This window comes from Bacillus sp. FSL M8-0025, from assembly GCF_037975475.1.
In the GTDB taxonomy this organism is placed as follows: Bacteria; Bacillota; Bacilli; order Bacillales; family Bacillaceae; genus Bacillus; species Bacillus subtilis.
In genome coordinates this window covers 3,018,839-3,044,000 of record NZ_CP150258.1, presented here as the reverse complement: position 1 = coordinate 3,044,000, position 25,162 = coordinate 3,018,839, and the positions used below count along the sequence as shown (strand labels likewise).

Genomic DNA, 25,162 nt, shown 5'->3' with positions numbered 1-25,162 from the left:
TATCGCTCCTTTTGTATGATATAGCTAAATTATAGCTTAAAAAGAACAAAATCACATGATAGATATAAATAGAATGTTAAAACCGTGAAAGCTTTTCCAGCAATTAACGGTTTTTATTTTTCATTATAGGGACGATAGTGTACAATTTAATTAAACTATGTATGACGGAGGAACGATAGTGGAGACGTTGCAAACATGGAGCGGCAGATTCAAGCGATTCTTCTTGGATAATAAGTTTGTTTTATTTTTGCTTGTGCTGCTGCTGATTGGTTTAAATATTCTAGTATTTACAAAAACATCATTTATTTTCACCCCGATTATTGTTTTGCTCAAAACGATATCACTTCCGATTATTTTGACAGGCATTGTTTTTTATCTGTTAAACCCGGTCGTCGATTTCCTTGAGAGAAGAAGAATAAGAAGAATCTATTCTATATTGCTGCTATATCTATTGGTTATCGGGCTGATCACGATCACAATCGTGTCGATCATTCCCTTCTTAAAAGAACAAATTATGAGTTTAATCGACAACATCCCAAGATATGTGGATATCGTTGAAAATCAGACGAAACAGCTGATCGGCAGCAACTTCGTCAATCAGGCCCAGCAAACGACGAACATCAATATATCTGATCTCGCAACAAAGGTTTCAGATCAGGCAGCGACAATTGTGAACAGTACCTTTACCGGCGTTGGGAATTTTATCGGCGCCCTGACTGAGATTATCATTTCAATCGTTACGGTTCCGTTTATCCTTTTCTATTTGTTAAAGGACGGAAAAAAATTGCCGGTCTACATACTGAAGTTTGTTCCGACGCAATTGAAAGAACAGACATACACAGTCTTAAGCGAAATGAATCATCGGTTAAGCTCTTATATCAGAGGCCAGATCATTGTCAGCTTCTGTATCGGGTTTTTGCTGTTTATCGGTTATTTGATTATCGGGCTGGATTATGCTTCATTGCTTGCAGTCATTGCGGCTTGCACAAGCATCGTTCCATATTTAGGGCCAACGATTGCCATTACGCCTGCGATTATCATTGCCATAGTGACATCGCCGCTCATGCTGCTTAAGCTGGTGATCGTTTGGACGATTGTTCAGCTGATTGAAGGGAAGCTGATCTCTCCGCAAATTATGGGAAAAAACCTTCACATCCATCCGATTACGATTATTTTTCTGCTGTTAACAGCCGGCAAGCTGTTCGGCGTTGTTGGAATCATTCTTGCGATTCCCGGCTATGCGGTTGCCAAAGTCATTACGACACATTTATTTGACTGGTTTAAAATGCGGTCACATTTATACGATGAAGAAAAAAATGAAAATACGCCGGGGCATAAAGTGTGATTTTCGTTTATAGTTATATAAGACGGGCTTTCCATTTATGGGAAGCTCCCGTTATGTAAAAAAATAAATGTCTAATGGGGAGAATCAAAATCATGACTCTATGGGAATTGTTTGTAGCCGCCATTTTAGGAATCGTAGAAGGATTAACAGAGTACGCGCCGGTTTCTTCGACAGGACATATGATTATAGTAGACGACATCTGGCTTAAATCAAGTAATCTGATGTCAGAAGAAGCTGCTAACTCATTCAAGGTGGTTATTCAGCTAGGCTCCATTTTAGCAGTAGCTATCGTGTTTAAAGACCGAATTTTAAATTTACTGGGCTTGAAAAAAAATATTACAAGCGACCAGGAGCAGGGACATAAATTAAGCATTGCCCAAATTGCCGTCGGACTCGTGCCTGCAGCTGTTCTCGGCTTTTTGTTTGAAGATTACATTGATGAATATTTATTTTCCGTTAAAACTGTGGCCATCGGTTTAATTGCCGGGGCAATCCTCATGCTTTTTGCTGACTGGGTCAATAAACGGAAAACAGCGACAGACACACTCGACCGCATTTCCTATAAACAGGCGATAGCCGTCGGCTTATTCCAATGTCTTGCCCTTTGGCCGGGTTTCTCGCGTTCGGGTTCAACCATTTCCGGCGGTGTTATTCTCGGATTAAACCACCGAGCTGCAGCCGACTTTACGTTTATTATGGCGATGCCGATCATGATGGGAGCCAGCTTTCTAAGCCTCGTGAAGCATTGGGACAGCTTAAGCTCGGATCTGATGCCATTTTTCATCGTCGGCTTTATCTGTGCCTTTGTTGTCGCACTGTTTGTCGTCCGTTTCTTCTTAAGGCTGATTAACAAAATCAAACTTGTCCCATTTGCAATCTATCGAATTATTCTCGGTGTGATTTTACTTTTGATCATGATGTAAGTCGAAAATAAGGCTCTTTTACGAGCCTTATTTTTTCTGTCAATTCAAGAGGAAACAGCTTGTTTTTCAAAATAAAATCATCTATAATAAACATGACATTACATACGGGGCCATAGCTCAGCTGGGAGAGCGCTACGCTGGCAGCGTAGAGGTCAGGGGTTCGAGCCCCCTTGGCTCCATACCTTTAAACCCTTATTCTATAAGGGTTTTTTTGTTTTGAGGAAAAGATTCATTCTCTGAATCCTCCAGTTGAGCGAAGTCAAAGTGAGCAGTTTATCTGTCAATCATGAATTTTCCAATACCTCCTTTTGTTCCTCAAAGACCGTCATGTCTTCCAAAGGAGGGGAGTAGACATGAAGAGACACCATTCGTTCGGATGTGGGATTAGACATTTTGTGAATTAAACCTTTGGTTGAAATAAGGCATTCTCCTTCGTGGACAAAGTATGAATTGGAGAGTTCTGCGTGTTCGCCGGCTGAGCGATAAATAGAATTAAGAAGCTTTCCTTCTAACACCATTGCACAACCAATGGATTGACCATGATCGTGGACTGTTGTCTCCTTGTTTGGCGGAATGTTAATCACGATAATTTCCAATTCATTATTTCGATAGATGGCATTTCGGCCGTAAGCGTACTGGTCTGGTTCCTTAATATACGGTTGACTCAATTTTGCTGCGTTTGGAATTTGTTTTAAAGACGTTGCTAAATCTTTAACCGATGGATTTTTCAAGCCGCCAAAAATGTCTTGGATACACTCATACAGTTCCATTCGTTTTTGCCTCCCGGAATATTTAAAATTTCCTTACATTGGTATTTCATAGGTTAATTCATGGTATTTACCCATATACAATTTAGAGGCGGCAAACGCCCAGTGAACACAAAAAAATGTGCGGCCAAAATGTTGTCTTATCACCAACTTATTCGAGTTTATTAGTTGGAATAGTGGATTGAAAGGATTAAGACGGCCTGATTTAATTCGCTTGAGGGAACGGGCAGGGATTCATAAGTGCAGTTCTAGACACAATATCGGGGAAAAGCTTTCAAGCTTTCTATGTTGTGCTTGAAATTTACTCCATTGACAAAACACAATCGATTTGAAATAATATTTGATTATATGCTCATTCATTCACATAATTATAATAAAATAATATCATTTCCCCTGAAAGGGAGAATATTAGAATGAAAGCTAATGGTATGCAAAATCTATTAGCTTCTTTTGTTTTCAAAAAATGGTGTGTTTCGCATGTATTCATATAGGAAGGAATGACAACATGAAGACAAAACACTATTGGGTGATTTCTTTGCTCGCCGTCTTAGCGGTCGGGCCGGGATTGATGTCTAACACGGCATTGTCGTCAGTTCAAGGCCTTGTTCAGAAAGCGGTTGGAACAAGTGTCTTCACATCAGTAAATCCGATATTGATCGGCAATATGGCCTTTGCCTTGTTAGTTCCGGCAGGACCGTTGCTGAGGAAAAAATTCGGTGCTCGTCCCGTCTATCTGGCTTCATTACCTGTTTTTATACTAGGCTCACTGCTCATCGCATGTTCAGGCGATATTGCATGGATGGCGGCAGGGCGCTTTTTACAGGGGGCGGCAACAGGCGTCATGCTGATGATTATGATTCCAATGCTTGTACTGTCATTCCCGATTGAACGCAGGAACTATGCACTGCTTGTGCTGATCGGGGGATTCTATGGTTCTGTTATCATCGGCACAATCCTAGGAACCATTGCAACAAGCTGCGGGCATTGGAGATGGCTGTTTTTCATCTTTGGCACCTTGTCCCTGATCGGTGTCGCGGTGAGCTATTTCTTTCTTCATGACGAGCATCACGGGGCGTCGGATCAAGAACAGCCGCTTGATCGTGCGGGAATTCTTTTATCTGTTTTCCTTGCCGCAGCCTCAGCGGTTTCATTCATTTTTCTGCAAAAATGGGGGCTGTCATCGGGTTATGTATGGATTGGTTTCGGGGGGACGTTATGTTTGCTCATTGGTCTATTGATTGTGGAATATAAAGTGAAAAACCCCTTCATATCTATTAAACTGATGCTGCTGCCAAAACCGGTGCTTGGATTATTGATCATAGCTGCAGGGACGATAACGGTAGCTGTCAGCCTGTCTGCTTTTCAAGGCTTGCTCCGTCAAATGTATGATATTTCTCAGGAGCATCTCATTTTTTTAAACTTGACTCTTTTAATCGGAGTGGCGATCGCGGCCATTTTGAGCGCTCTGTTATATGATAAAGTCGGACCAGGGATGCTCGGTATTATCGGCGGACTCATTCTCGTTTTTGTGAATTTTCAATGGCTGCATATACAGGATCGATCATCTCTTTATATGTTCGCGGCACTGTTTATCATGCTTGCAGCGGGAACAGGCCTGACAGTCGCCGCAGGGCTGATGGGAGCTGCCATGGGAGGCCCGCTGCCTGATTTGGTCAAGAGAATGACAGCTGTTCAGTTTTTAAGATTGTTTGTCTATATGGGAGTTCCCATTCTCATCGGCTTTTTCACGAAAAAAGATGCTGCCAGACAAAGCGGTTCGGTACAGGATTCTATGATGACTGCTTATCATGATCTTTTCTTCATTTCTTTTATCCTTAGCGTGCTGCTCGTCTGCCTGTCATTTTGTATGAATGCCACTGGAATGGGGCACAAGCTGGCACATAAACCACATGATAAAGCGAAAACAGCTCCGGAAAAACCGGCCGTCTCAGCACAAGGTTTGTCGAAGGCAACTGTCAAATCATATAAAGTAATAAATGATACGGAATATCGGAATGCACTCAGAAATTTACAAAAATAGAAACATGGTAAAAACCTTTTCATTGAGCGAAAAGGTTTTTATTTTGCAATCTTTTCCCAACTTTATCCCTAAAGAATTGAAAAATATTAGAAGTGCAAGTAAAATTCTAAAAGGTAGATTCTTTTACATTCGTAATCTTTTAATTCGAAGGAAGGTTTTCATGGCCCGTAAAAAACTTAAAAAACGTAAACTCTTGATTTCACTATTTTTCCTTGTATCGATTCCGCTAGCTCTGTTTGTTTTAGCGACAACTTTATCAAAACCGATTGAAATATCCAAAGAAACTGAAGAAATCGATGAACAGCAAGTATTTATAGACAGTCTGTCCGGACATGCCCAAATTTTGTATGAAAAATACCATGTTCTCCCCAGCATCACAATTGCTCAGGCCATTCTCGAATCGGACTGGGGGAACAGTGAACTGGCTGCTAAGGCCAACAACCTTTTTGGCGTAAAAGGGAATTATAAAGGCCATCATGTAACGATGGAAACGGACGAAGTTGAAAAAGGGAAAAGAAAAACCATTCGCGCGAAGTTTCGAAAATACAGCACGTTTTTTGAATCTATGGATGATCACGCCCAATTGTTCGTCCGTGGCACATCGTGGAATAAAAAGAAGTATAAACCGGTGCTTGAGGCAGGGAATTATAAGGAAGCGGCAACCGCCCTGCAAACATCAGGATATGCTACAGACCCTGACTACGCTGACAAAATCAGTGCTATTGTGGAAAAATACGATTTAGATGAGTACGATGAGGTAAATCCATCCCTCAAATCTGTGGATTTAAACGCCTCTATTAAAGACAGTGCCGTTCAAGACGTATGGTCCAAGCCTTCTACTGATGATCGGTCCATAAGGCTTACCTCTGCCCAATCTTACGTCGGCAAAGACATAAAGGTTGTGTCTAAAAAACAGAAAGGCCAGTCTGTATGGTACCAATTCCAAATCAATGATAAACTTATTGGCTGGATTGATGATTCAGCTGTTGAAATAAAGGAGGCAACCTAAGCCCTTTTTACTGGTATTTTTAATTCTTTGTTCCATTCCGGGGAATTTGAGGTATAATATTCCACGGAAGTTATCACTTTTTAACTATGCTTTCGGGAGGGAACAAAGGTGCAGAAATATAGACGCAGAAACACGGTTGCCTTTACAGTATTAGCTTATTTTACTTTTTTTGCGGGAGTATTTTTGTTTAGTATCGGACTCTATAATGCTGATAATCTGGAACTCAATGAAAAAGGTTATTACATCGCTGTTATGATACTTGTAGCAGTTGGTGCGATTCTTACACAAAAAGTAACCCGTGATAACGCGGAGGATAACGAAATCATCGCGGAACAGGAAAAAAGACAAAATCAATCTCATATCGAATCATAAAAAAATCCGGCGACTGCACGCCGGATTTTTTGATATCACCCTGTAAACACTTCGCCGTCAGGGTAACGGATATTTGATTGCTCTGTTTTTGCGAATGAAAACACGAACGTTAAAGGACCAATTCTTCCGATAAACATGATGACAATAATGATACACTTGCCAGCTGTTGTCAGTTCAGGAGTAAGCCCCATCGTAAGGCCGACAGTTCCGAATGCGGAAAAGGTTTCAAACACAATTTGAAGAAATGGCGCTTGTTCTGTGATCGTCAGGGCGAAAATCCCTAAAAACACGATGAACAAACTGGTGACGCTCACAGCTAAAGCTTTAATGATAATCGGATATTTGATGGAACGGCGGAAAATAACCGTTTCTTTTTTACCTCTCAAGTAAGCAATAACAGATGTTAAAATCACGATGAACGTAGTCAGCTTAATGCCGCTCGCCGTTGATGCGCTTCCTGCTCCGATAAACATCAATAATAAAGTAAATACAATTGTTCCTTCTCTCATGCTTCCAAAATCTAGAGAATTGAAGCCTGCGGTTCTCGGCGTCACTGCCTGAAAATAGGACGCCCACAGTTTATCCACTATATGCAGGTGGCCGAGCGTCCCAGGGTTGCTGTATTCTAAAATAAAGACCGTAAGCATAGCAATCGCATTCAATATCAGCGTTCCTGTAAGCATGAGCTTTGTATGTAAAGAAAAAGCTTTAAAACGCCGATTTTTCATCACATCAAACAGAACCGTAAATCCGATCCCTCCTGTAATAAATAAGAAAGTAATCACGAGGTTTACTGTAGGATCGCCAACGTAGCTCATCAAATTATCAGGCCACAACGAAAACCCGGCATTGTTAAAAGCAGATATTGCGTGAAACAAACTTGCAAACAAGCCGGATGACCAGCCGTACTGAGGTACAAGCCGGATGGATAAAATGAGTGCTGCTATCAATTCAATACTGATCGAAAACAGAAACAGGACTTTGACAAGGCCAATGACACCGCCGATTGTCGGCTGGTTTAAGGCTTCCTGGACGAGCATTCGTTCTTTTAAGCCGATTTTTTTTCCTAATATCATGACGATCAAGACCGCAAATGTCATAAATCCAAGCCCGCCAATCTGAATCAGCCCCATAATAACTGTTTGCCCGAATACCGTAAATTGAGTACCGGTATCGACAACAGCAAGCCCTGTAACAGTTGTAGCGGAAGCCGCAGTAAAAAGGGCATCTATCCATGACAATGGCTTCGTAGTGGAAATCGGAAGCATTAATAGGACAGCCCCGATGATAATGGTAAGGAAAAAACCAATGGCAAGCACTTGAGGCGGTGTAAACCGAACCCATTTGATCACTTTATCCCTTTGAAGTGTCACTTTTGTCTACATCCCTTCGTTTTCAAAACGTTTAATATCCTTTTTGTGGCCCATGATCACCAGGCAATCTTGCTCGTGAATGATGTCTTCAGGCGCGGGGGAAAGACAGATATCTCCATGATGTTTAATGGCCAGGATCGTGCAGCCGTACTTTGCTCTTACATTCAGGTCAATAATCGATTTTGAATCAAGCTTGCGCGTAGCCAGCAGCTCGACAATACTGTATTCATCAGATAGATCAATGTAATTCAAAACATTTTCGTCTGAAAGGCTTTGTGCGATTTTAACTCCCATATCTTTTTCAGGATGAATAATGCGGTCAGCGCCTATTTTTTCAAGCACCTTGTGATGATAATAGTTTTGAGCCTTCACCCAAATATTTGGAACATCAAGCTCCTTTAATAATAGGGTGGTCAGCGTACTCGCTTGAATATTTGCTCCGATGGCAACAATCACATATTCAAAATTGCGTATTCCTAATGAAAGCAATTCGTTTTCTTCGGTGGCGTTGGCAATTACCGCATGAGTGGCGTAAGAAGCATATGCATTGACCTTTTCTTCGTTGATATCAACCGCAAGGACCTCATGCCCCATTCTATGAAGTTCTTTACAAATGCTGCCGCCAAATCGGCCCAGTCCGATCACGGCAAATTGCTTATTTTTAATTCTTCCCAATGTTCATATCTCCCTTAGTGAATTAACGTTTTTGAAGCAAAAAAGACCATTGCAAAGAATGGCCGATAATAGACCTCCTCTCTGTATACGCCTACGAGGTTAGCTGTCGGATTAGGGATTCAGAGTACCCCCTCTTACTTAGTAAGATTCACCCCAAGGCTGTTAATAAAACAGCCAATCGTTGGTTCCCCCGTTCGTGTTTGATTAAGCGGTAAAAGAGACTGTATGAAATTGAACACTCAAGAATTTACTCCTGTTTCTAGTGTTTGTCAATTTAAATTTTAAACCAGAAAAAAGATAACGGGAATTAGAGAAAAAGGGGAGGGTAAAACGCAAAAAAGACCGGCGTTAACCGGTCTTTTACATTAGTTGCAACCGCAAGGCTGAGTCGGAGGAGTGCTGCGCTTAGCCACGTCAATGCTGGCTTCTGCGTAAAATTTATTTCCGATGCTTAATGATTTATTCTCTGCACGGAAAGTATATGTACCTGCGGCAGGAAGTGTTTTGTTATTCAGTTTTAATTTAAATTCGCCAGCTCCTAACAAATCAAGTGCCAAAGGAACTCTTACTGTTTTCCCGTTATTGAGGATCTGTGTTGTACGCAAGGCATTTCCGTTCAATGTGTCTTTCGTGTTTGCAGTAAATCCGCTTGGCAATGTAAACTCCATAACGCCAAGGCTGAGAAGCGTGTTTGGACGGTAAGTCAATTCGATATCTGAGAAAGACCATTCCGTTTTGCTGGCGCCAGTGATTGTTGCGAACAATGAAGCTGTAGACTGTGTTCTCATAGTAGATTCAGTATGAGCTTTAGTTGATGTAGATTCAGCCGCGAAAGAAGCTGTAGGTGCAGAAACGAGTAACCCGAGACTTAATGCACTAATTGCCAAAGAAGATAATAATTTGCGTTTCATAACAAAATTCCCCCTAAAAAATGATAAATTAAACAGGCCTGCCCGCTTTTCACCTCCTCTGAAAGGCCAAATACAAATTTTACCTACATAAAATTACCATCAAATATTTTGGAAGTAAATGGGGTGTTTTTCCCGTATTTTTCAAATTTGTAGTAGTTACATCAAAAAAACGCCTGCTTTCCCAGGCGTTTTCTGCTTTACTTTGTTTCGATCGGTATAAATTTAAAAATTTCTCCGGTCTGCACCGATTCAGCAAGCCGTTTCAGCCAGTCATAGTAAGCTTTAGAGCTTTCCAGCTGATCATATAACTGCAGTGCTTCATTTTTGATATCCTCATCGAGATCTTCCTTGCATAAAACCTTTTGTAAATCAGCTTGAGCTTCCTCGATCGCTGCTACATTCACTTGAACCTCCCGCTCCCATTTAGGTGGAAAGAAATTTGTGAAAAATTTAAAGAAATCCTTCTCAGCCACAAATGTATGCTTACGGATGCCCCGGTGAAATGTTTTTTTCACTACATTTAAGTCTTGAAGCTTTTTGACGCCTGTGCTCATGCTTGGTTTGCTCATTTGCAGCTCCTCACGCATTTCGTCAAGCGTCATCTCATCCCTCATATACATCGTCCCATATAAAATCCCGACACTGCGGGTAATTCCGTAAAGATCCATCGTTTCAGCAATGGAGTCAATAACAAGATCCCGAGCCTGTTCTATAGCTGCAAATTCTGGATTTTCATCCATACTGACCCTCTTTTCCTTTAGAAAATTAAATTCGTTAAGTTATTTCTTTATGTTCTTTATCTTAACGAAACATGAGGAAAAGTCAAAAAGAAAAATCGAAATGGGACTTTGACAGTTTAAAAACCATGTGTTAGATTAAGGTTGTTAAAAACATTAAATTTTTATTTAACAAACTTTATTTACGTCAAGGAGGCTTATATGAGTCAAACATTATTCATTGACGGAGAATGGATCAGTGCCGAAAAAGAACAGATCCGCAGTATTATCAACCCATTTAATCAAGAAGAAATTGCAACTGTAAGCGAGGGAGGGCGAGAGGACGCCATCAAAGCAATCGCAGCCGCACGTAGAGCATTTGACAAAGGAGAATGGTCTTCGCTATCCGGGCTTGAACGCGGGAAAATTGTTCTGAAAATTGCGGAATTAATCAGACGCGATCTTGAGGAGCTGGCTGAGCTTGAATCTCTTGATACAGGAAAAACACTCGAAGAAAGCAAGGCCGATATGGACGATATCGCCAATGTTTTTCAATATTACGCCGGCTTGGCAGACAAAGATGGCGGAGAGATCATTTCATCTCCGATTCCTGATTCAGAAAGCAAAATTATTAGGGAGCCAATCGGGGTTTGCGGCCAGATCACTCCATGGAATTATCCGCTCCTTCAAGCGAGCTGGAAAATCGCCCCTGCACTGGCCGCAGGAAACACAATCGTCATGAAGCCGAGTGAGATTACGCCGCTGACGACAATCAAAGTCTTTAAGCTGATGGAAGAAGCCGGTGTTCCAAAAGGTGTTGCAAATCTTGTTCTTGGACCGGGAGCCACAGTGGGCGACGAGCTTGCCGTAAACAAAGACGTCGATTTGATTTCATTTACGGGCGGAATTGAAACAGGCAAAAAAATCATGCGGGCGGCAAGCGGAAACGTCAAAAAAATCGCCCTTGAACTTGGCGGGAAAAACCCAAATATTGTTTTCAAGGACGCGGATTTAGAAGTTGCGGTTGATCAGGCCTTAAACGCTGTATTTTTCCACGCCGGCCAAGTATGCTCTGCAGGTTCCCGCTTGCTTGTTGAGGATGCCATTCATGATCAATTTTTGGCGGAGCTGGTCAAACGGGCAAAACGCATAAAACTCGGAAACGGTTTTCATGCTGAGACAGAAAGCGGTCCGCTTATTTCGGCGGAGCACAGGGCAAAGGTAGAAAAATATGTTGAGATCGGAATAGAGGAAGGCGCGAAGCTGGAGACAGGAGGCAAACGCCCGGAAGATCCTGAGCTTCAAAACGGCTTTTTCTATGAACCTACTATTTTCTCAAACTGTAATTCTGACATGAGAATCGTTCAGGAAGAGGTTTTCGGTCCTGTATTGACAGTCGAAACCTTCAGCTCTGAAGAAGAGGTAATCGAGCTTGCGAATGATACCATCTATGGCTTGGCTGGAGCGGTATGGTCAAAAGACATTGAAAAGTGCGAACGGGTAGCTGCCCGCTTGAGAATGGGAACCGTTTGGATCAACGATTTTCATCCGTACTTTGCACAAGCGCCATGGGGCGGATATAAGCAATCCGGGTTCGGACGCGAGCTTGGAAAAATAGGCCTTGAAGAATACACAGAAGTCAAACATGTATACCGCAATACAAAACCGGCAGCGGTTAACTGGTTCAATTCATAAGAGGGGGAGATTGATGATGACATTAAATATGAAGGTAGAAAGCATGCAGAAATTCCACACATTTGAAATTCCGACTGTGATTAAGCATGGAATCGGAGCCATCAAGCATACGGGTGAGGAAGTAGCTGCACTGGGCGTTTCAAAAGCGCTCCTTGTCACAGACCCAGGGATTTATAAAGCCGGTGTTGCTGATCCTGTAATCGAATCACTTAAAGAAGCAGGCATTGAAGTGGTGCTCTTTAATAAAGTTGAGCCAAACCCGCCTGTCCGTCTGGTGAATGAAGGATCTGAGCTTTACAAAAAAGAGAACTGTAATGGTTTGGTGGCAGTCGGAGGCGGAAGCTCCATGGATACAGCAAAAGCAATCGGAGTAGAAGCGACTCACGAAGGAAGCGTGCTTGATTATGAAGCGGCAGATGGGAAAAAACCGCTGGAAAACCGCATTCCTCCGCTGACGACAATTCCCACTACAGCTGGAACAGGATCAGAAGTAACCCAATGGGCGGTTATCACAGATGAAGAAAGAGAATTCAAATTCAACACGGGCGGTCCGCTGATTGCAGCGCACTTGACCATCATTGATCCTGAGCTTCATGTTTCAATGCCTCCGCATGTAACAGCTATGACGGGAATTGATGCGCTCGCCCATGCCATTGAGTGCTATACAATGAAATTTGCACAGCCAATCACGGATGCGGTTGCCTTAATGGCGATTGAGTATGCCGCTCATTACATTAAGAGGGCATTTGCTGACGGAGAGGATCTGGAAGCAAGGTACGGAATGGCGCAGGCAGCGATGCTTGCCGGTCTTTCTTACGGAAGTGAATCAGCGGGCGCGGCTCATGCGATGAGCCAAACGCTTGGCGGTATTATCCCAGTCGCTCACGGCCAATGTGTAGCGGCGATGATGGGCCCTGTCATGGAATACAACTGGAAGGGCTATCCTGAGAAGTTTGCGCGTATTGCGAAAGCGTTCGGTATTGATACAAGCAAGATGACAACAGAAGAAGCTGCGAAAGCATCTGTCAATTGGATGTATGATCTGGTCGAAGATTTAGAAGTGCCGACTTTAGAAGAGCAGGGAGTATCACCTGATATGATCGAACGCTTGTCTAAAGAAGCAATGAAAGATCCGCAAACCTTCGGAAACCCTAGAGATTTAAATGAAAAAGCATACAACTGGATCTACAAGCGCTGCTTTAACCTTACGCCTAAAACGGTATAATCAAAATCCCGCTCCTTTACAGAGCGGGATTTTTTGGGATAATGAAGCATAGGTGGAAATTTTAGATAAGAAAGAAGGTGCCAGCTGATGTGGAAGCGGATGACTGCAAAAGCGGAAGGCTTATATATCGCAGATACAGAAAGCTTCGTAACAAAGCAAATGGACAAGCTTGATTTTGATTATGGCGGCATCCCCGGCGACTTGCATTTTGGCCTGACCAAAAAAGCGGGAGCCAGAGAACCAATGTTTTCAAGAGGGACTGAAATTTTCAACCGCAGACAAATTTCAATTGTTTCAATAGAGGAATGCAACGAAATCGCTTTAAAAATGGGAGTGCCGAGAATTTTGCCGGAATGGCTCGGGGCGAATGTGGCAGTCAGCGGTATGCCAGATCTTACTTCATTAAAAGAAGGAAGCCGGATTATTTTTCCGAGCGGAGCGGCTCTGCTGTGTGAGGGCGAAAATGATCCGTGTATCCAGCCGGGAGAAGTCATTCAGTCTTATTATCCGGACCAACCGAAGCTGGCGTCGGCTTTCGTCCGCCACGCACTGGGCATTAGAGGGATTGTCTGTATTGTGGAGAGACCTGGTGCTGTTTACACAGGTGATGAAATAGAAGTTCATTCCTATCAGCGAAAAGTCAAACGAAAAGCAGAAAGGGTCTGATTAAATCAGGCCCTTTCTATCTTTTCTTTAATTTCTTTCATTTGGCTGAGGTGCCGTTTTTCATGATGGCCGATAAAATCGATCCACTGTCTGACAGTCAGCTCTTGAAACACAGGATGCGGAAGCACTCTTTCAAAATCTTCTTCTTTCAGAGAGGCAATCGCAGCAGTCAGCTGCTCTCTTACCACATCAAGCTCACGTTTCATTTGGCTGCCTGAAATAAAATCATGCGCAGGCTCAAGATGACTCGGGGCTTTCCGTTTATTATTTCTGTCCTGTGCTACCTCAAGCGGTTTTTCTTCAATTTCTTTAATCGGAGCGTCCTTTACACGTTCCTTCAACATTTTTTGTGCGGTCATATCGATTTTTTTCAAATGGTCCAGAACTTCCCGTATGCTCCATTCTTCAGCAGAAGGCTTTTGGTTCAGCTTTTCGTCAGAAAGTCCTTTCAATTCGTTCCACGTTTCTAATCTGGCTTCATTAAAGATACTCATCATATCTCCTCCTAAAATGACATTACCATATATATAAGCAATTATCATTTATAAAGCACTTCAAATGGGTTATTTGTCTTAAAATTTTGAAACTTTTCCTGGGGTGTCTCGTATTAATGGTAACGGCAGCCGTTCATCAATGCATTGATGAAGAAAGGATGAGGAAATTGGAGTTATTTGGAGTACCTATACAAACAATTTATCTTTATACGCTTATTATTGCGGGCAGCCTTACGCTGTTATTTCTGTTTTTCGGAGATGTATTTGCAGGGCTGCCAGAAGGCATTCCGTTTCTTAATCCGACATTAGTGCTCTCATTTTTCACATGTTTTTCAGCGGGCGGATATATAGGTGAACTCGTATTGCCTCTGTCGAGCTTGCTGATTGCGCTTTTATCTTGCATCCTTTCAATCATGCTGGTGGTATTGCTTCACATCTTTGTACTGGTACCATTATCATCTGCAGAAGAATCATTGGCATATAGAGAAGATGATCTCAGAGGAAGACTCGGTAAAGTGATTACAGCTGTGCCGGTTGACGGGTTTGGTGAAGTGGTCATAGAAGGGATAGGCGGGACCATTTCAAAGTCAGCGGTCAGTTTTGATAATCAGCAGATCAGTTACGGGACAACGGTGTTAGTCGTAGATATTAACAACGGAGTTCTTTCGGTTACTCCGCATGAACCCATTTAACATAAAAGGAGGAATTTGATATGACAATGCCGATTATAATGATCATCGGAGTTGTATTCTTTTTATTAATTGCACTAATAGCTGTGTTTATTACGAAGTATCGTACAGCAGGGCCTGATGAAGCGTTAATTGTAACAGGGAGCTATCTGGGCAATAAAAATGTTCATGTCGATGAAGGCGGCAACCGTATTAAAATCGTCCGCGGCGGAGGAACCTTTGTCCTTCCCGTCTTCCAGCAGGCAGAGCCGCTAAGCTTATTATCAAGCAAACTCGATGTTTCGACACCTGAAGTCTATACAGAACAAGGAGTGCCAGTAATGGCCGATGGAACTGCGATTATTAAAATCGGCGGTTCTATAGGAGAAATCGCTACAGCGGCCGAACAATTTTTAGGGAAATCAAAAGACGACCGTGAGCAGGAAGCGCGGGAGGTTTTAGAAGGCCACCTTCGTTCCATTCTCGGCTCAATGACAGTAGAAGAAATCTATAAAAACAGAGAAAAATTCTCTCAAGAGGTGCAGCGTGTCGCTTCACAGGATCTCGCGAAAATGGGGCTTGTAATCGTCTCGTTTACCATTAAAGATGTTCGTGATAAAAACGGTTATCTTGAATCATTAGGGAAACCGAGAATTGCCCAAGTAAAACGCGATGCTGATATCGCGACAGCAGAGGCTGATAAAGAAACCCGAATTAAGCGGGCAGAAGCCGATAAAGACGCAAAAAAATCAGAACTTGAACGGGCGACGGAAATCGCTGAAGCTGAAAAAATCAATCAGCTCAAAATGGCTGAATTCCGCAGAGAACAAGATACGGCAAAAGCGAATGCCGACCAGGCATATGATTTAGAGACTGCCAGAGCGCGCCAGCAAGTCACAGAGCAGGAAATGCAGGTTAAAATTATCGAACGCCAAAAACAAATAGAACTAGAAGAAAAAGAAATTCTTCGCCGTGAACGTCAATACGACTCAGAGGTAAAGAAAAAAGCCGATGCAGACCGTTATTCTGTTGAGCAGTCCGCAGCAGCTGAGAAAGCCAAACAGCTCGCGGAAGCCGATGCCAAGAAGTACAGTATTGAAGCAATGGCAAAGGCTGAGGCGGAAAAAGTAAGAATTGACGGGCTAGCAAAAGCAGAAGCGGAAAAAGCGAAAGGAGAGACAGAGGCAGAGGTTATCCGCCTGAAAGGTCTTGCAGAAGCGGAAGCAAAAGAGAAAATTGCGGCCGCCTTTGAACAGTACGGGCAGGCGGCGATTTTCGATATGATTGTCAAAATGCTTCCGGAATACGCGAAACAAGCAGCGGCACCTCTTTCAAATATTGATAAAATCACCGTTGTCGATACAGGAGGAAGCGGTGAATCAAGCGGAGCAAACAAAGTAACCAGCTATGCGACGAACTTAATGTCAAGTCTGCAAGAAAGTTTAAAAGCATCCTCAGGAATTGATGTAAAAGAAATGCTTGAGAACTTTTCAGGAAAAGGAAACGTAAAACAAAGCATTAATGAATTAACAAATGAAATCAAAGAAGCCAAAACGATCCAAAAATCAGAGTAAGGAAAGGGCAGAACCGTATGGTAACTGTACGTGAAGCGAAGTTAGAGGATATAAAGGACATTGCAAAAGTGCATGTAGACAGCTGGAGGACAACATACCACGAAATTATCCCGATTGATTATTTAAACAGCCTGAACTATAAGGAATTTGAAGACAAATGGAAAAGTCGCTCGTTAAAGGGAGTATTTGTTGCTCAGGACGAAATGGGTTCAGTATTCGGCTTTGCTTCATTTGGACCTATTCGCTCTGAACAAGAAGGCTATGACGGCGAGTTATACGCTATTTATCTTCTGGAAGAGCGCCAGCGGCAAGGTGCAGGCAGGGCGCTCTTAGCAAAAGGAGCGGAGTATTTGCTTCAACATGGTTTTTCAAGTATGTTTGTTTGGGTTATTGAGCAGAATCCCTCGATTATATTTTATCAGGCCTATTCACCTGAAAGAGTAGCGGAGGACAACTTTGAAATTGCCGGAGTAAGGCTGAAAGAAGTAGGTCTTGGCTGGCCGGATCTTTCAGCTTTAAAAACACTTCTTAACAGATAACGAACAATCCCCCAGCGGAATTCGCTGGGGGATTGTTACTTTTACGCTTTGTCACTTTTAAGCAAACGGGGTGCTGTCATAAATAATAAACATAGGACAATTGCACAAATAATGAATGAAGGAACCATGTAAGTCGCATTATAAGTTAAAGAATAAATCCATACCGGCGTTCCTTTTGGAGCAAAGCTGCCGAAAAACACAGCTCCTGAAATGACATGCGCGGCATAGCGCAGCAAACTGCCGATAAAAACTGCGCTGACCACTGAAACAATCAATTTCCCTTTTGTTTTTGATACAGCGGCTTTACGGACAGAAGAAGCGAAACAGCCGCTTATGCCGATTGCTGCGAAAGCGACAATGTAATCTAACAATAGCTGTACAGGATGTTGAGCAAACAAGTTTCCGATTGCTATTTGTACTAGACCTGTCAACAAACCTGTAGTAAGACCTGCTTTGACACCCCAGCGAAACGAAATTAAAAAGATCGGAATCATCATGATGGAGACCGAGCCTCCTTGAGGCATGCTAAGAAACATTCCTGAGACAATGTCTAAAATAACGGCTGCCGCTGTCATAATGGCAATTTCAATAAGGCGAACCAGTTGCTTAGATTGTTTCATATCTATCTCCTTCCATTGACAGACAACCAAAAGGACAACAAAAAAGCAGCACGCGGAAGGATGAGAAAAGTTCCACGCACTGCTTTACGATCTGCAATTCATTTGACTTTGCCACATCCCTACGCCAGCGTTAACTAACAGGTTCAAAGGGTCAGAACGAAACCGCTCACTCTCAGCTTTAATGCTCCCCTTGTGGTCATCAGTATTTAGTTCGTTTCTACTATACAAGAAAACGAAAAAAACAACAAGATCACATGACTGATGTATATGTTCTTTTAAGAAACTTATATGATACACACGCTTTAGAAATCATGGCGAGGATTATAGTTTATTTGTTTTATAGATTTTTTTAAAAAAACTATTGCAATAAATAAATACAGGTGTTATATTATTAAACGTCGCTGATGCACAGCGGACACAAACTAGATGCTTCAAAACAACTTGAAAAAAGTTGTTGACAAAAAAGAAGCTGAATGTTATATTAGTAAAGCTGCTTCATTGAGAAGTAACGAAATGATCTTTGAAAACTAAACAAGACAAAACGTACCTGTTAATTCAGTTTTTAAAAATCGCACAGCGATGTGCGTAGTCAGTCAAACTAGGGCCTGCACGACGCAGGTCACACAGGTGTCGCCGCAGGATGCGGTGAACTTAACCTGTGATCCATTTATCGGAGAGTTTGATCCTGGCTCAGGACGAACGCTGGCGGCGTGCCTAATACATGCAAGTCGAGCGGACAGATGGGAGCTTGCTCCCTGATGTTAGCGGCGGACGGGTGAGTAACACGTGGGTAACCTGCCTGTAAGACTGGGATAACTCCGGGAAACCGGGGCTAATACCGGATGGTTGTTTGAACCGCATGGTTCAAACATAAAAGGTGGCTTCGGCTACCACTTACAGATGGACCCGCGGCGCATTAGCTAGTTGGTGAGGTAACGGCTCACCAAGGCGACGATGCGTAGCCGACCTGAGAGGGTGATCGGCCACACTGGGACTGAGACACGGCCCAGACTCCTACGGGAGGCAGCAGTAGGGAATCTTCCGCAATGGACGAAAGTCTGACGGAGCAACGCCGCGTGAGTGATGAAGGTTTTCGGATCGTAAAGCTCTGTTGTTAGGGAAGAACAAGTACCGTTCGAATAGGGCGGTACCTTGACGGTACCTAACCAGAAAGCCACGGCTAACTACGTGCCAGCAGCCGCGGTAATACGTAGGTGGCAAGCGTTGTCCGGAATTATTGGGCGTAAAGGGCTCGCAGGCGGTTTCTTAAGTCTGATGTGAAAGCCCCCGGCTCAACCGGGGAGGGTCATTGGAAACTGGGGAACTTGAGTGCAGAAGAGGAGAGTGGAATTCCACGTGTAGCGGTGAAATGCGTAGAGATGTGGAGGAACACCAGTGGCGAAGGCGACTCTCTGGTCTGTAACTGACGCTGAGGAGCGAAAGCGTGGGGAGCGAACAGGATTAGATACCCTGGTAGTCCACGCCGTAAACGATGAGTGCTAAGTGTTAGGGGGTTTCCGCCCCTTAGTGCTGCAGCTAACGCATTAAGCACTCCGCCTGGGGAGTACGGTCGCAAGACTGAAACTCAAAGGAATTGACGGGGGCCCGCACAAGCGGTGGAGCATGTGGTTTAATTCGAAGCAACGCGAAGAACCTTACCAGGTCTTGACATCCTCTGACAATCCTAGAGATAGGACGTCCCCTTCGGGGGCAGAGTGACAGGTGGTGCATGGTTGTCGTCAGCTCGTGTCGTGAGATGTTGGGTTAAGTCCCGCAACGAGCGCAACCCTTGATCTTAGTTGCCAGCATTCAGTTGGGCACTCTAAGGTGACTGCCGGTGACAAACCGGAGGAAGGTGGGGATGACGTCAAATCATCATGCCCCTTATGACCTGGGCTACACACGTGCTACAATGGACAGAACAAAGGGCAGCGAAACCGCGAGGTTAAGCCAATCCCACAAATCTGTTCTCAGTTCGGATCGCAGTCTGCAACTCGACTGCGTGAAGCTGGAATCGCTAGTAATCGCGGATCAGCATGCCGCGGTGAATACGTTCCCGGGCCTTGTACACACCGCCCGTCACACCACGAGAGTTTGTAACACCCGAAGTCGGTGAGGTAACCTTTTAGGAGCCAGCCGCCGAAGGTGGGACAGATGATTGGGGTGAAGTCGTAACAAGGTAGCCGTATCGGAAGGTGCGGCTGGATCACCTCCTTTCTAAGGATATTATACGGAATATAAGACCTTGGGTCTTATAAACAGAACGTTCCCTGTCTTGTTTAGTTTTGAAGGATCATTCCTTCGAAACGTGTTCTTTGAAAACTAGATAACAGTAGACATCACATTCAATTAGTAATACAAGATATCACATAGTGATTCTTTTTAACGGTTAAGTTAGAAAGGGCGCACGGTGGATGCCTTGGCACTAGGAGCCGATGAAGGACGGGACGAACACCGATATGCTTCGGGGAGCTGTAAGCAAGCTTTGATCCGGAGATTTCCGAATGGGGAAACCCACCACTCGTAATGGAGTGGTATCCATATCTGAATTCATAGGATATGAGAAGGCAGACCCGGGGAACTGAAACATCTAAGTACCCGGAGGAAGAGAAAGCAAATGCGATTCCCTGAGTAGCGGCGAGCGAAACGGGATTAGCCCAAACCAAGAGGCTTGCCTCTTGGGGTTGTAGGACACTCTGTACGGAGTTACAAAGGAACGAGGTAGATGAAGAGGTCTGGAAAGGCCCGCCATAGGAGGTAACAGCCCTGTAGTCAAAACTTCGTTCTCTCCTGAGTGGATCCTGAGTACGGCGGAACACGTGAAATTCCGTCGGAATCCGGGAGGACCATCTCCCAAGGCTAAATACTCCCTAGTGACCGATAGTGAACCAGTACCGTGAGGGAAAGGTGAAAAGCACCCCGGAAGGGGAGTGAAAGAGATCCTGAAACCGTGTGCCTACAAGTAGTCAGAGCCCGTTAACGGGTGATGGCGTGCCTTTTGTAGAATGAACCGGCGAGTTACGATCCCGTGCAAGGTTAAGCAGAAGATGCGGAGCCGCAGCGAAAGCGAGTCTGAATAGGGCGCATGAGTACGTGGTCGTAGACCCGAAACCAGGTGATCTACCCATGTCCAGGGTGAAGTTCAGGTAACACTGAATGGAGGCCCGAACCCACGCACGTTGAAAAGTGCGGGGATGAGGTGTGGGTAGGGGTGAAATGCCAATCGAACCTGGAGATAGCTGGTTCTCTCCGAAATAGCTTTAGGGCTAGCCTCAAGGTAAGAGTCTTGGAGGTAGAGCACTGATTGGACTAGGGGCCCCTACCGGGTTACCGAATTCAGTCAAACTCCGAATGCCAATGACTTATCCTTGGGAGTCAGACTGCGAGTGATAAGATCCGTAGTCGAAAGGGAAACAGCCCAGACCGCCAGCTAAGGTCCCAAAGTATACGTTAAGTGGAAAAGGATGTGGAGTTGCTTAGACAACCAGGATGTTGGCTTAGAAGCAGCCACCATTTAAAGAGTGCGTAATAGCTCACTGGTCGAGTGACTCTGCGCCGAAAATGTACCGGGGCTAAACGTATCACCGAAGCTGCGGACTGTTCTTCGAACAGTGGTAGGAGAGCGTTCTAAGGGCTGTGAAGCCAGACCGGAAGGACTGGTGGAGCGCTTAGAAGTGAGAATGCCGGTATGAGTAGCGAAAGAGGGGTGAGAATCCCCTCCACCGAATGCCTAAGGTTTCCTGAGGAAGGCTCGTCCGCTCAGGGTTAGTCGGGACCTAAGCCGAGGCCGAAAGGCGTAGGCGATGGACAACAGGTTGATATTCCTGTACCACCTCCTCACCATTTGAGCAATGGGGGGACGCAGGAGGATAGGGTAAGCGCGGTATTGGATATCCGCGTCCAAGCAGTTAGGCTGGGAAATAGGCAAATCCGTTTCCCATAAGGCTGAGCTGTGATGGCGAGCGAAATATAGTAGCGAAGTTCCTGATTCCACACTGCCAAGAAAAGCCTCTAGCGAGGTGAGAGGTGCCCGTACCGCAAACCGACACAGGTAGGCGAGGAGAGAATCCTAAGGTGATCGAGAGAACTCTCGTTAAGGAACTCGGCAAAATGACCCCGTAACTTCGGGAGAAGGGGTGCTCTGTTAGGGTGCAAGCCCGAGAGAGCCGCAGTGAATAGGCCCAGGCGACTGTTTAGCAAAAACACAGGTCTCTGCGAAGCCGTAAGGCGAAGTATAGGGGCTGACGCCTGCCCGGTGCTGGAAGGTTAAGAGGAGCGCTTAGCGTAAGCGAAGGTGCGAATTGAAGCCCCAGTAAACGGCGGCCGTAACTATAACGGTCCTAAGGTAGCGAAATTCCTTGTCGGGTAAGTTCCGACCCGCACGAAAGGCGCAACGATCTGGGCACTGTCTCAACGAGAGACTCGGTGAAATTATAGTACCTGTGAAGATGCAGGTTACCCGCGACAGGACGGAAAGACCCCGTGGAGCTTTACTGCAGCCTGATATTGAATGTTGGTACAGCTTGTACAGGATAGGTAGGAGCCTTGGAAACCGGAGCGCCAGCTTCGGTGGAGGCATCGGTGGGATACTACCCTGGCTGTATTGACCTTCTAACCCGCCGCCCTTATCGGGCGGGGAGACAGTGTCAGGTGGGCAGTTTGACTGGGGCGGTCGCCTCCTAAAAGGTAACGGAGGCGCCCAAAGGTTCCCTCAGAATGGTTGGAAATCATTCGCAGAGTGTAAAGGCACAAGGGAGCTTGACTGCGAGACCTACAAGTCGAGCAGGGACGAAAGTCGGGCTTAGTGATCCGGTGGTTCCGCATGGAAGGGCCATCGCTCAACGGATAAAAGCTACCCCGGGGATAACAGGCTTATCTCCCCCAAGAGTCCACATCGACGGGGAGGTTTGGCACCTCGATGTCGGCTCATCGCATCCTGGGGCTGTAGTCGGTCCCAAGGGTTGGGCTGTTCGCCCATTAAAGCGGTACGCGAGCTGGGTTCAGAACGTCGTGAGACAGTTCGGTCCCTATCCGTCGCGGGCGCAGGAAATTTGAGAGGAGCTGTCCTTAGTACGAGAGGACCGGGATGGACGCACCGCTGGTGTACCAGTTGTTCTGCCAAGGGCATCGCTGGGTAGCTATGTGCGGACGGGATAAGTGCTGAAAGCATCTAAGCATGAAGCCCCCCTCAAGATGAGATTTCCCATTCCGCAAGGAAGTAAGATCCCTGAAAGATGATCAGGTTGATAGGTCTGAGGTGGAAGTGTGGCGACACATGGAGCTGACAGATACTAATCGATCGAGGACTTAACCATATTTTTGAATGATGTCACACCTGTTATCTAGTTTTGAGAGAACACTCTCAATTTGTTTGGTGGCGATAGCGAAGAGGTCACACCCGTTCCCATACCGAACACGGAAGTTAAGCTCTTCAGCGCCGATGGTAGTCGGGGGTTTCTCCCTGTGAGAGTAGGACGCCGCCAAGCAATTGCACGTTAGTGCAAGTATGGAGGATTAGCTCAGCTGGGAGAGCATCTGCCTTACAAGCAGAGGGTCGGCGGTTCGAGCCCGTCATCCTCCACCATTTTTCATTATACATATCGGTTTTACATATATGCCGGTGTAGCTCAATTGGTAGAGCAACTGACTTGTAATCAGTAGGTTGGGGGTTCAAGTCCTCTTGCCGGCACCACTTTTATATGATATAATATTCAAGTCTCTTGTAAGAAGAGCCATTAGCTCAGTTGGTAGAGCATCTGACTTTTAATCAGAGGGTCGAAGGTTCGAGTCCTTCATGGCTCACCATTTACATGTTGCGGATGTGGCGGAATTGGCAGACGCGCTAGAATCAGGCTCTAGTGTCTTTACAGACGTGGGGGTTCAAGTCCCTTCATCCGCACCATTTCTGCGGAAGTAGTTCAGTGGTAGAACACCACCTTGCCAAGGTGGGGGTCGCGGGTTCGAATCCCGTCTTCCGCTCCAACTATACCATCCACGCCGGGGTGGTGGAATTGGCAGACACACAGGACTTAAAATCCTGCGGTAGGTGACTACCGTGCCGGTTCAAGTCCGGCCCTCGGCATTAAGTGTTGCGCCCGTAGCTCAATTGGATAGAGCGTTTGACTACGGATCAAAAGGTTAGGGGTTCGACTCCTCTCGGGCGCGCCAGATCTATATGAAATCGGGAAGTAGCTCAGCTTGGTAGAGCACATGGTTTGGGACCATGGGGTCGCAGGTTCGAATCCTGTCTTCCCGACCATTCTTGGGGCCTTAGCTCAGCTGGGAGAGCGCCTGCTTTGCACGCAGGAGGTCAGCGGTTCGATCCCGCTAGGCTCCACTTGATTTTAAAAAATATTTGGCGGTGTAGCTCAGCTGGCTAGAGCGTACGGTTCATACCCGTGAGGTCGGGGGTTCGATCCCCTCCGCCGCTACCAATGGACCTTTAGCTCAGTTGGTTAGAGCAGACGGCTCATAACCGTCCGGTCGTAGGTTCGAGTCCTACAAGGTCCACCACTATACGGAGGAATACCCAAGTCTGGCTGAAGGGATCGGTCTTGAAAACCGACAGGGGTGTCAAAGCCCGCGGGGGTTCGAATCCCTCTTCCTCCGCCATACATATTCCTAATCATCGCGGGGTGGAGCAGTTCGGTAGCTCGTCGGGCTCATAACCCGAAGGTCGCAGGTTCAAATCCTGCCCCCGCAACCAAATTTTAAAATGGTCCGGTAGTTCAGTTGGTTAGAATGCCTGCCTGTCACGCAGGAGGTCGCGGGTTCGAGTCCCGTCCGGACCGCCATTTAAATACTAAGGCTCGGTAGCTCAGTTGGTAGAGCAACGGACTGAAAATCCGTGTGTCGGCGGTTCGATTCCGTCCCGAGCCACCATTTATCAATATATTTTGGCGGTTGTGGCGAAGTGGTTAACGCACCAGATTGTGGCTCTGGCATTCGTGGGTTCGATTCCCATCAATCGCCCCAAATAAAAATTGCGGGTGTAGTTTAGTGGTAAAACCTCAGCCTTCCAAGCTGATGTCGTGGGTTCGATTCCCATCACCCGCTCCATTTCTATATCGTCATGGGCCTGTAGCTCAGCTGGTTAGAGCGCACGCCTGATAAGCGTGAGGTCGATGGTTCGAGTCCATTCAGGCCCACCATGACTTTTGTATTCCACAGTAGCTCAGTGGTAGAGCTATCGGCTGTTAACCGATCGGTCGCAGGTTCGAATCCTGCCTGTGGAGCCAAATGGAGAAGTACTCAAGTGGCTGAAGAGGCGCCCCTGCTAAGGGTGTAGGTCGTGTAAGCGGCGCGAGGGTTCAAATCCCTCCTTCTCCGCCATATGATTACAGATATAATAATTATCGGCCCGTTGGTCAAGCGGTTAAGACACCGCCCTTTCACGGCGGTAACACGGGTTCGAATCCCGTACGGGTCATCCAGAAGCCTTGCATATCCTGCAAGGTTTTTTTGTTTTCTAAATCATGATATGTCTTAGATTTTGTTCTTTATTTTAAAAACAGACTACAAAAATCTCCATATATTTCGTTTTTCTTCA

At 45.2% G+C, this 25,162-nt stretch carries 18 protein-coding genes, 22 tRNA genes, 3 rRNA genes and 2 riboswitches; of the genes, 36 read left to right on the top strand and 7 right to left on the bottom strand.

Annotation, left to right across the window (positions count from 1 at the left end; all coding sequences use genetic code 11):
* Positions 1-178: 178 nt before the first annotated feature.
* The 3 genes from MKX38_RS15835 (at position 179) to MKX38_RS15825 (ending at position 2,447) form a co-directional block, all read left to right on the top strand.
* Positions 179-1,345, top strand: a complete 1,167-nt coding sequence (locus tag MKX38_RS15835; protein WP_014480665.1) for an AI-2E family transporter — start codon at positions 179-181, stop codon at positions 1,343-1,345.
* A 92-nt stretch (positions 1,346-1,437) separates the two neighbouring features.
* The gene (locus MKX38_RS15830) at positions 1,438-2,268 is read left to right on the top strand and encodes an undecaprenyl-diphosphate phosphatase (protein WP_014477785.1); all 831 of its coding nucleotides are present in this window, start codon (positions 1,438-1,440) and stop codon (positions 2,266-2,268) included.
* Positions 2,269-2,374: 106 nt separating this feature from the next.
* A tRNA-Ala gene (locus MKX38_RS15825) sits at positions 2,375-2,447 on the top strand.
* 105 nt (positions 2,448-2,552) lie between these two features.
* Here MKX38_RS15825 and cdoA read toward each other — a convergent pair.
* Positions 2,553-3,038, bottom strand: a complete 486-nt coding sequence (gene cdoA, locus MKX38_RS15820) for a cysteine dioxygenase (protein ID WP_015251362.1) — start codon at positions 3,036-3,038, stop codon at positions 2,553-2,555.
* A 502-nt stretch (positions 3,039-3,540) separates the two neighbouring features.
* Between cdoA and MKX38_RS15815 the strand changes: the two genes are divergently transcribed.
* From MKX38_RS15815 to MKX38_RS15805, 3 genes are all read left to right on the top strand, one after another.
* On the top strand, positions 3,541-5,076 hold the full coding sequence (locus tag MKX38_RS15815) for an MFS transporter (protein WP_339187677.1): 1,536 nt from the start codon (positions 3,541-3,543) through the stop codon (positions 5,074-5,076).
* A 160-nt stretch (positions 5,077-5,236) separates the two neighbouring features.
* Entirely contained in the window at positions 5,237-6,085 is an 849-nt protein-coding gene (gene lytG, locus MKX38_RS15810; protein ID WP_003228938.1) for an exo-glucosaminidase LytG, read from the top strand.
* A gap of 108 nt (positions 6,086-6,193) precedes the next feature.
* Positions 6,194-6,457, top strand: a complete 264-nt coding sequence (locus MKX38_RS15805; protein ID WP_003222348.1) for a YiaA/YiaB family protein — start codon at positions 6,194-6,196, stop codon at positions 6,455-6,457.
* Positions 6,458-6,492: 35 nt separating this feature from the next.
* On the opposite strand, the gene ktrB is transcribed toward MKX38_RS15805, so the two are convergent.
* The 4 genes from ktrB to gbsR all read right to left on the bottom strand — a co-directional run bounded on the left by ktrB (position 6,493) and on the right by gbsR (position 10,156).
* On the bottom strand, positions 6,493-7,830 hold the full coding sequence (gene ktrB / locus MKX38_RS15800; protein WP_029318512.1) for a Ktr system potassium transporter KtrB: 1,338 nt from the start codon (positions 7,828-7,830) through the stop codon (positions 6,493-6,495).
* Positions 7,831-7,836: 6 nt separating this feature from the next.
* On the bottom strand, positions 7,837-8,505 hold the full coding sequence (ktrA, locus tag MKX38_RS15795; RefSeq protein ID WP_029318513.1) for a potassium uptake protein KtrA: 669 nt from the start codon (positions 8,503-8,505) through the stop codon (positions 7,837-7,839).
* Positions 8,506-8,577: 72 nt separating this feature from the next.
* A riboswitch (cyclic di-AMP (ydaO/yuaA leader) is annotated at positions 8,578-8,726 on the bottom strand.
* A gap of 144 nt (positions 8,727-8,870) precedes the next feature.
* Positions 8,871-9,416, bottom strand: a complete 546-nt coding sequence (gene bslA, locus MKX38_RS15790; protein WP_003243556.1) for a biofilm surface layer hydrophobin BslA — start codon at positions 9,414-9,416, stop codon at positions 8,871-8,873.
* Between the two features lie 197 nt (positions 9,417-9,613).
* Entirely contained in the window at positions 9,614-10,156 is a 543-nt protein-coding gene (gene gbsR, locus MKX38_RS15785; protein ID WP_014480661.1) for a transcriptional regulator GbsR, read from the bottom strand.
* 198 nt (positions 10,157-10,354) lie between these two features.
* Here gbsR and betB point away from each other — a divergent pair, with 198 nt between their 5' ends.
* The 3 genes from betB to MKX38_RS15770 all read left to right on the top strand — a co-directional run bounded on the left by betB (position 10,355) and on the right by MKX38_RS15770 (position 13,718).
* Complete coding sequence (betB, locus tag MKX38_RS15780; protein ID WP_003243430.1) at positions 10,355-11,827, top strand: betaine-aldehyde dehydrogenase; 1,473 nt, start codon at positions 10,355-10,357, stop codon at positions 11,825-11,827.
* Positions 11,828-11,843: 16 nt separating this feature from the next.
* Positions 11,844-13,052, top strand: coding sequence for a choline dehydrogenase (gene gbsB, locus MKX38_RS15775; protein ID WP_003243227.1), 1,209 nt, complete (start codon positions 11,844-11,846; stop codon positions 13,050-13,052).
* Between the two features lie 87 nt (positions 13,053-13,139).
* Entirely contained in the window at positions 13,140-13,718 is a 579-nt protein-coding gene (locus MKX38_RS15770) for an MOSC domain-containing protein (RefSeq protein ID WP_015251367.1), read from the top strand.
* Between the two features lie 5 nt (positions 13,719-13,723).
* Here the strand turns inward: MKX38_RS15770 and MKX38_RS15765 are convergent, their stop codons facing one another.
* Complete coding sequence (locus MKX38_RS15765) at positions 13,724-14,212, bottom strand: DinB family protein (RefSeq protein ID WP_003242867.1); 489 nt, start codon at positions 14,210-14,212, stop codon at positions 13,724-13,726.
* 167 nt (positions 14,213-14,379) lie between these two features.
* Between MKX38_RS15765 and MKX38_RS15760 the strand changes: the two genes are divergently transcribed.
* Genes MKX38_RS15760 through MKX38_RS15750 form a run of 3 tightly spaced genes read left to right on the top strand, consistent with a single transcriptional unit; the run spans position 14,380 to position 16,993 of the window.
* Entirely contained in the window at positions 14,380-14,904 is a 525-nt protein-coding gene (locus tag MKX38_RS15760; RefSeq protein WP_015251368.1) for an NfeD family protein, read from the top strand.
* A gap of 20 nt (positions 14,905-14,924) precedes the next feature.
* Positions 14,925-16,454 (top strand): flotillin lipid rafts scaffold protein FloT, encoded by a 1,530-nt coding sequence (floT, locus tag MKX38_RS15755; protein WP_003228960.1) that lies wholly within the window; start codon positions 14,925-14,927, stop codon positions 16,452-16,454.
* 17 nt (positions 16,455-16,471) lie between these two features.
* Positions 16,472-16,993: a GNAT family N-acetyltransferase gene (locus MKX38_RS15750; RefSeq protein WP_129134367.1), complete on the top strand. Its 522-nt coding sequence runs from the start codon at positions 16,472-16,474 to the stop codon at positions 16,991-16,993.
* Between the two features lie 41 nt (positions 16,994-17,034).
* Here the strand turns inward: MKX38_RS15750 and thiT are convergent, their stop codons facing one another.
* Positions 17,035-17,613, bottom strand: a complete 579-nt coding sequence (gene thiT, locus MKX38_RS15745; RefSeq protein WP_339187672.1) for an energy-coupled thiamine transporter ThiT — start codon at positions 17,611-17,613, stop codon at positions 17,035-17,037.
* Positions 17,614-17,712: 99 nt separating this feature from the next.
* Positions 17,713-17,814, bottom strand: a riboswitch (TPP riboswitch).
* Between the two features lie 466 nt (positions 17,815-18,280).
* On the opposite strand from thiT, the gene MKX38_RS15740 reads away from it, so the two are divergent.
* The 24 genes from MKX38_RS15740 to MKX38_RS15625 all read left to right on the top strand — a co-directional run bounded on the left by MKX38_RS15740 (position 18,281) and on the right by MKX38_RS15625 (position 25,042).
* Positions 18,281-19,830, top strand: a 16S ribosomal RNA gene (locus MKX38_RS15740).
* Between the two features lie 170 nt (positions 19,831-20,000).
* Positions 20,001-22,928: ribosomal RNA gene (locus MKX38_RS15735) — 23S ribosomal RNA — on the top strand.
* Positions 22,929-22,983: 55 nt separating this feature from the next.
* Positions 22,984-23,099 (top strand): 5S ribosomal RNA (gene rrf / locus MKX38_RS15730).
* The 16S, 23S and 5S rRNA genes sit together here with 21 tRNA genes alongside, the layout of an rRNA operon.
* 22 nt (positions 23,100-23,121) lie before the next feature.
* Positions 23,122-23,197, top strand: a tRNA-Val gene (locus MKX38_RS15725).
* A gap of 32 nt (positions 23,198-23,229) precedes the next feature.
* Positions 23,230-23,305 (top strand) — tRNA-Thr (locus MKX38_RS15720).
* A gap of 37 nt (positions 23,306-23,342) precedes the next feature.
* Positions 23,343-23,418: transfer RNA gene (locus MKX38_RS15715), tRNA-Lys, on the top strand.
* 10 nt (positions 23,419-23,428) lie between these two features.
* Positions 23,429-23,515 (top strand) — tRNA-Leu (locus MKX38_RS15710).
* A gap of 5 nt (positions 23,516-23,520) precedes the next feature.
* Positions 23,521-23,595, top strand: a tRNA-Gly gene (locus MKX38_RS15705).
* A 14-nt stretch (positions 23,596-23,609) separates the two neighbouring features.
* Positions 23,610-23,695: transfer RNA gene (locus tag MKX38_RS15700), tRNA-Leu, on the top strand.
* A 9-nt stretch (positions 23,696-23,704) separates the two neighbouring features.
* Positions 23,705-23,781 (top strand) — tRNA-Arg (locus tag MKX38_RS15695).
* Positions 23,782-23,795: 14 nt separating this feature from the next.
* A tRNA-Pro gene (locus MKX38_RS15690) sits at positions 23,796-23,872 on the top strand.
* Positions 23,873-23,877: 5 nt separating this feature from the next.
* Positions 23,878-23,950, top strand: a tRNA-Ala gene (locus MKX38_RS15685).
* Between the two features lie 20 nt (positions 23,951-23,970).
* Positions 23,971-24,047: transfer RNA gene (locus MKX38_RS15680), tRNA-Met, on the top strand.
* A 2-nt stretch (positions 24,048-24,049) separates the two neighbouring features.
* A tRNA-Ile gene (locus MKX38_RS15675) sits at positions 24,050-24,126 on the top strand.
* Between the two features lie 6 nt (positions 24,127-24,132).
* A tRNA-Ser gene (locus MKX38_RS15670) sits at positions 24,133-24,225 on the top strand.
* Positions 24,226-24,242: 17 nt separating this feature from the next.
* Positions 24,243-24,319 (top strand) — tRNA-Met (locus MKX38_RS15665).
* An 11-nt stretch (positions 24,320-24,330) separates the two neighbouring features.
* Positions 24,331-24,407, top strand: a tRNA-Asp gene (locus tag MKX38_RS15660).
* Positions 24,408-24,419: 12 nt separating this feature from the next.
* Positions 24,420-24,495 (top strand) — tRNA-Phe (locus tag MKX38_RS15655).
* A 17-nt stretch (positions 24,496-24,512) separates the two neighbouring features.
* Positions 24,513-24,588: transfer RNA gene (locus MKX38_RS15650), tRNA-His, on the top strand.
* Positions 24,589-24,598: 10 nt separating this feature from the next.
* Positions 24,599-24,672 (top strand) — tRNA-Gly (locus tag MKX38_RS15645).
* A 15-nt stretch (positions 24,673-24,687) separates the two neighbouring features.
* A tRNA-Ile gene (locus tag MKX38_RS15640) sits at positions 24,688-24,764 on the top strand.
* A gap of 12 nt (positions 24,765-24,776) precedes the next feature.
* Positions 24,777-24,851 (top strand) — tRNA-Asn (locus tag MKX38_RS15635).
* A 3-nt stretch (positions 24,852-24,854) separates the two neighbouring features.
* Positions 24,855-24,945 (top strand) — tRNA-Ser (locus tag MKX38_RS15630).
* A 25-nt stretch (positions 24,946-24,970) separates the two neighbouring features.
* Positions 24,971-25,042: transfer RNA gene (locus MKX38_RS15625), tRNA-Glu, on the top strand.
* The last annotated feature ends 120 nt before the right edge of the window (positions 25,043-25,162 follow it).

What these genes read in the sequence shown, in the direction of transcription:
- MKX38_RS15830 (WP_014477785.1), top strand. Translation starts at nt 1,438, where the DNA reads ATGACTCTATGGGAATTGTTTGTAGCCGCCATTTTAGGAATCGTAGAA.
- cdoA (WP_015251362.1), bottom strand. Translation starts at nt 3,038, where the DNA reads ATGGAACTGTATGAGTGTATCCAAGACATTTTTGGCGGCTTGAAAAAT.
- MKX38_RS15815 (WP_339187677.1), top strand. Translation starts at nt 3,541, where the DNA reads ATGAAGACAAAACACTATTGGGTGATTTCTTTGCTCGCCGTCTTAGCG.
- lytG (WP_003228938.1), top strand. Translation starts at nt 5,237, where the DNA reads ATGGCCCGTAAAAAACTTAAAAAACGTAAACTCTTGATTTCACTATTT.
- bslA (WP_003243556.1), bottom strand. Translation starts at nt 9,416, where the DNA reads ATGAAACGCAAATTATTATCTTCTTTGGCAATTAGTGCATTAAGTCTC.
- gbsR (WP_014480661.1), bottom strand. Translation starts at nt 10,156, where the DNA reads ATGGATGAAAATCCAGAATTTGCAGCTATAGAACAGGCTCGGGATCTT.
- betB (WP_003243430.1), top strand. Translation starts at nt 10,355, where the DNA reads ATGAGTCAAACATTATTCATTGACGGAGAATGGATCAGTGCCGAAAAA.
- gbsB (WP_003243227.1), top strand. Translation starts at nt 11,844, where the DNA reads ATGACATTAAATATGAAGGTAGAAAGCATGCAGAAATTCCACACATTT.
- MKX38_RS15770 (WP_015251367.1), top strand. Translation starts at nt 13,140, where the DNA reads ATGTGGAAGCGGATGACTGCAAAAGCGGAAGGCTTATATATCGCAGAT.
- MKX38_RS15765 (WP_003242867.1), bottom strand. Translation starts at nt 14,212, where the DNA reads ATGAGTATCTTTAATGAAGCCAGATTAGAAACGTGGAACGAATTGAAA.
- floT (WP_003228960.1), top strand. Translation starts at nt 14,925, where the DNA reads ATGACAATGCCGATTATAATGATCATCGGAGTTGTATTCTTTTTATTA.
- MKX38_RS15750 (WP_129134367.1), top strand. Translation starts at nt 16,472, where the DNA reads ATGGTAACTGTACGTGAAGCGAAGTTAGAGGATATAAAGGACATTGCA.
- thiT (WP_339187672.1), bottom strand. Translation starts at nt 17,613, where the DNA reads ATGAAACAATCTAAGCAACTGGTTCGCCTTATTGAAATTGCCATTATG.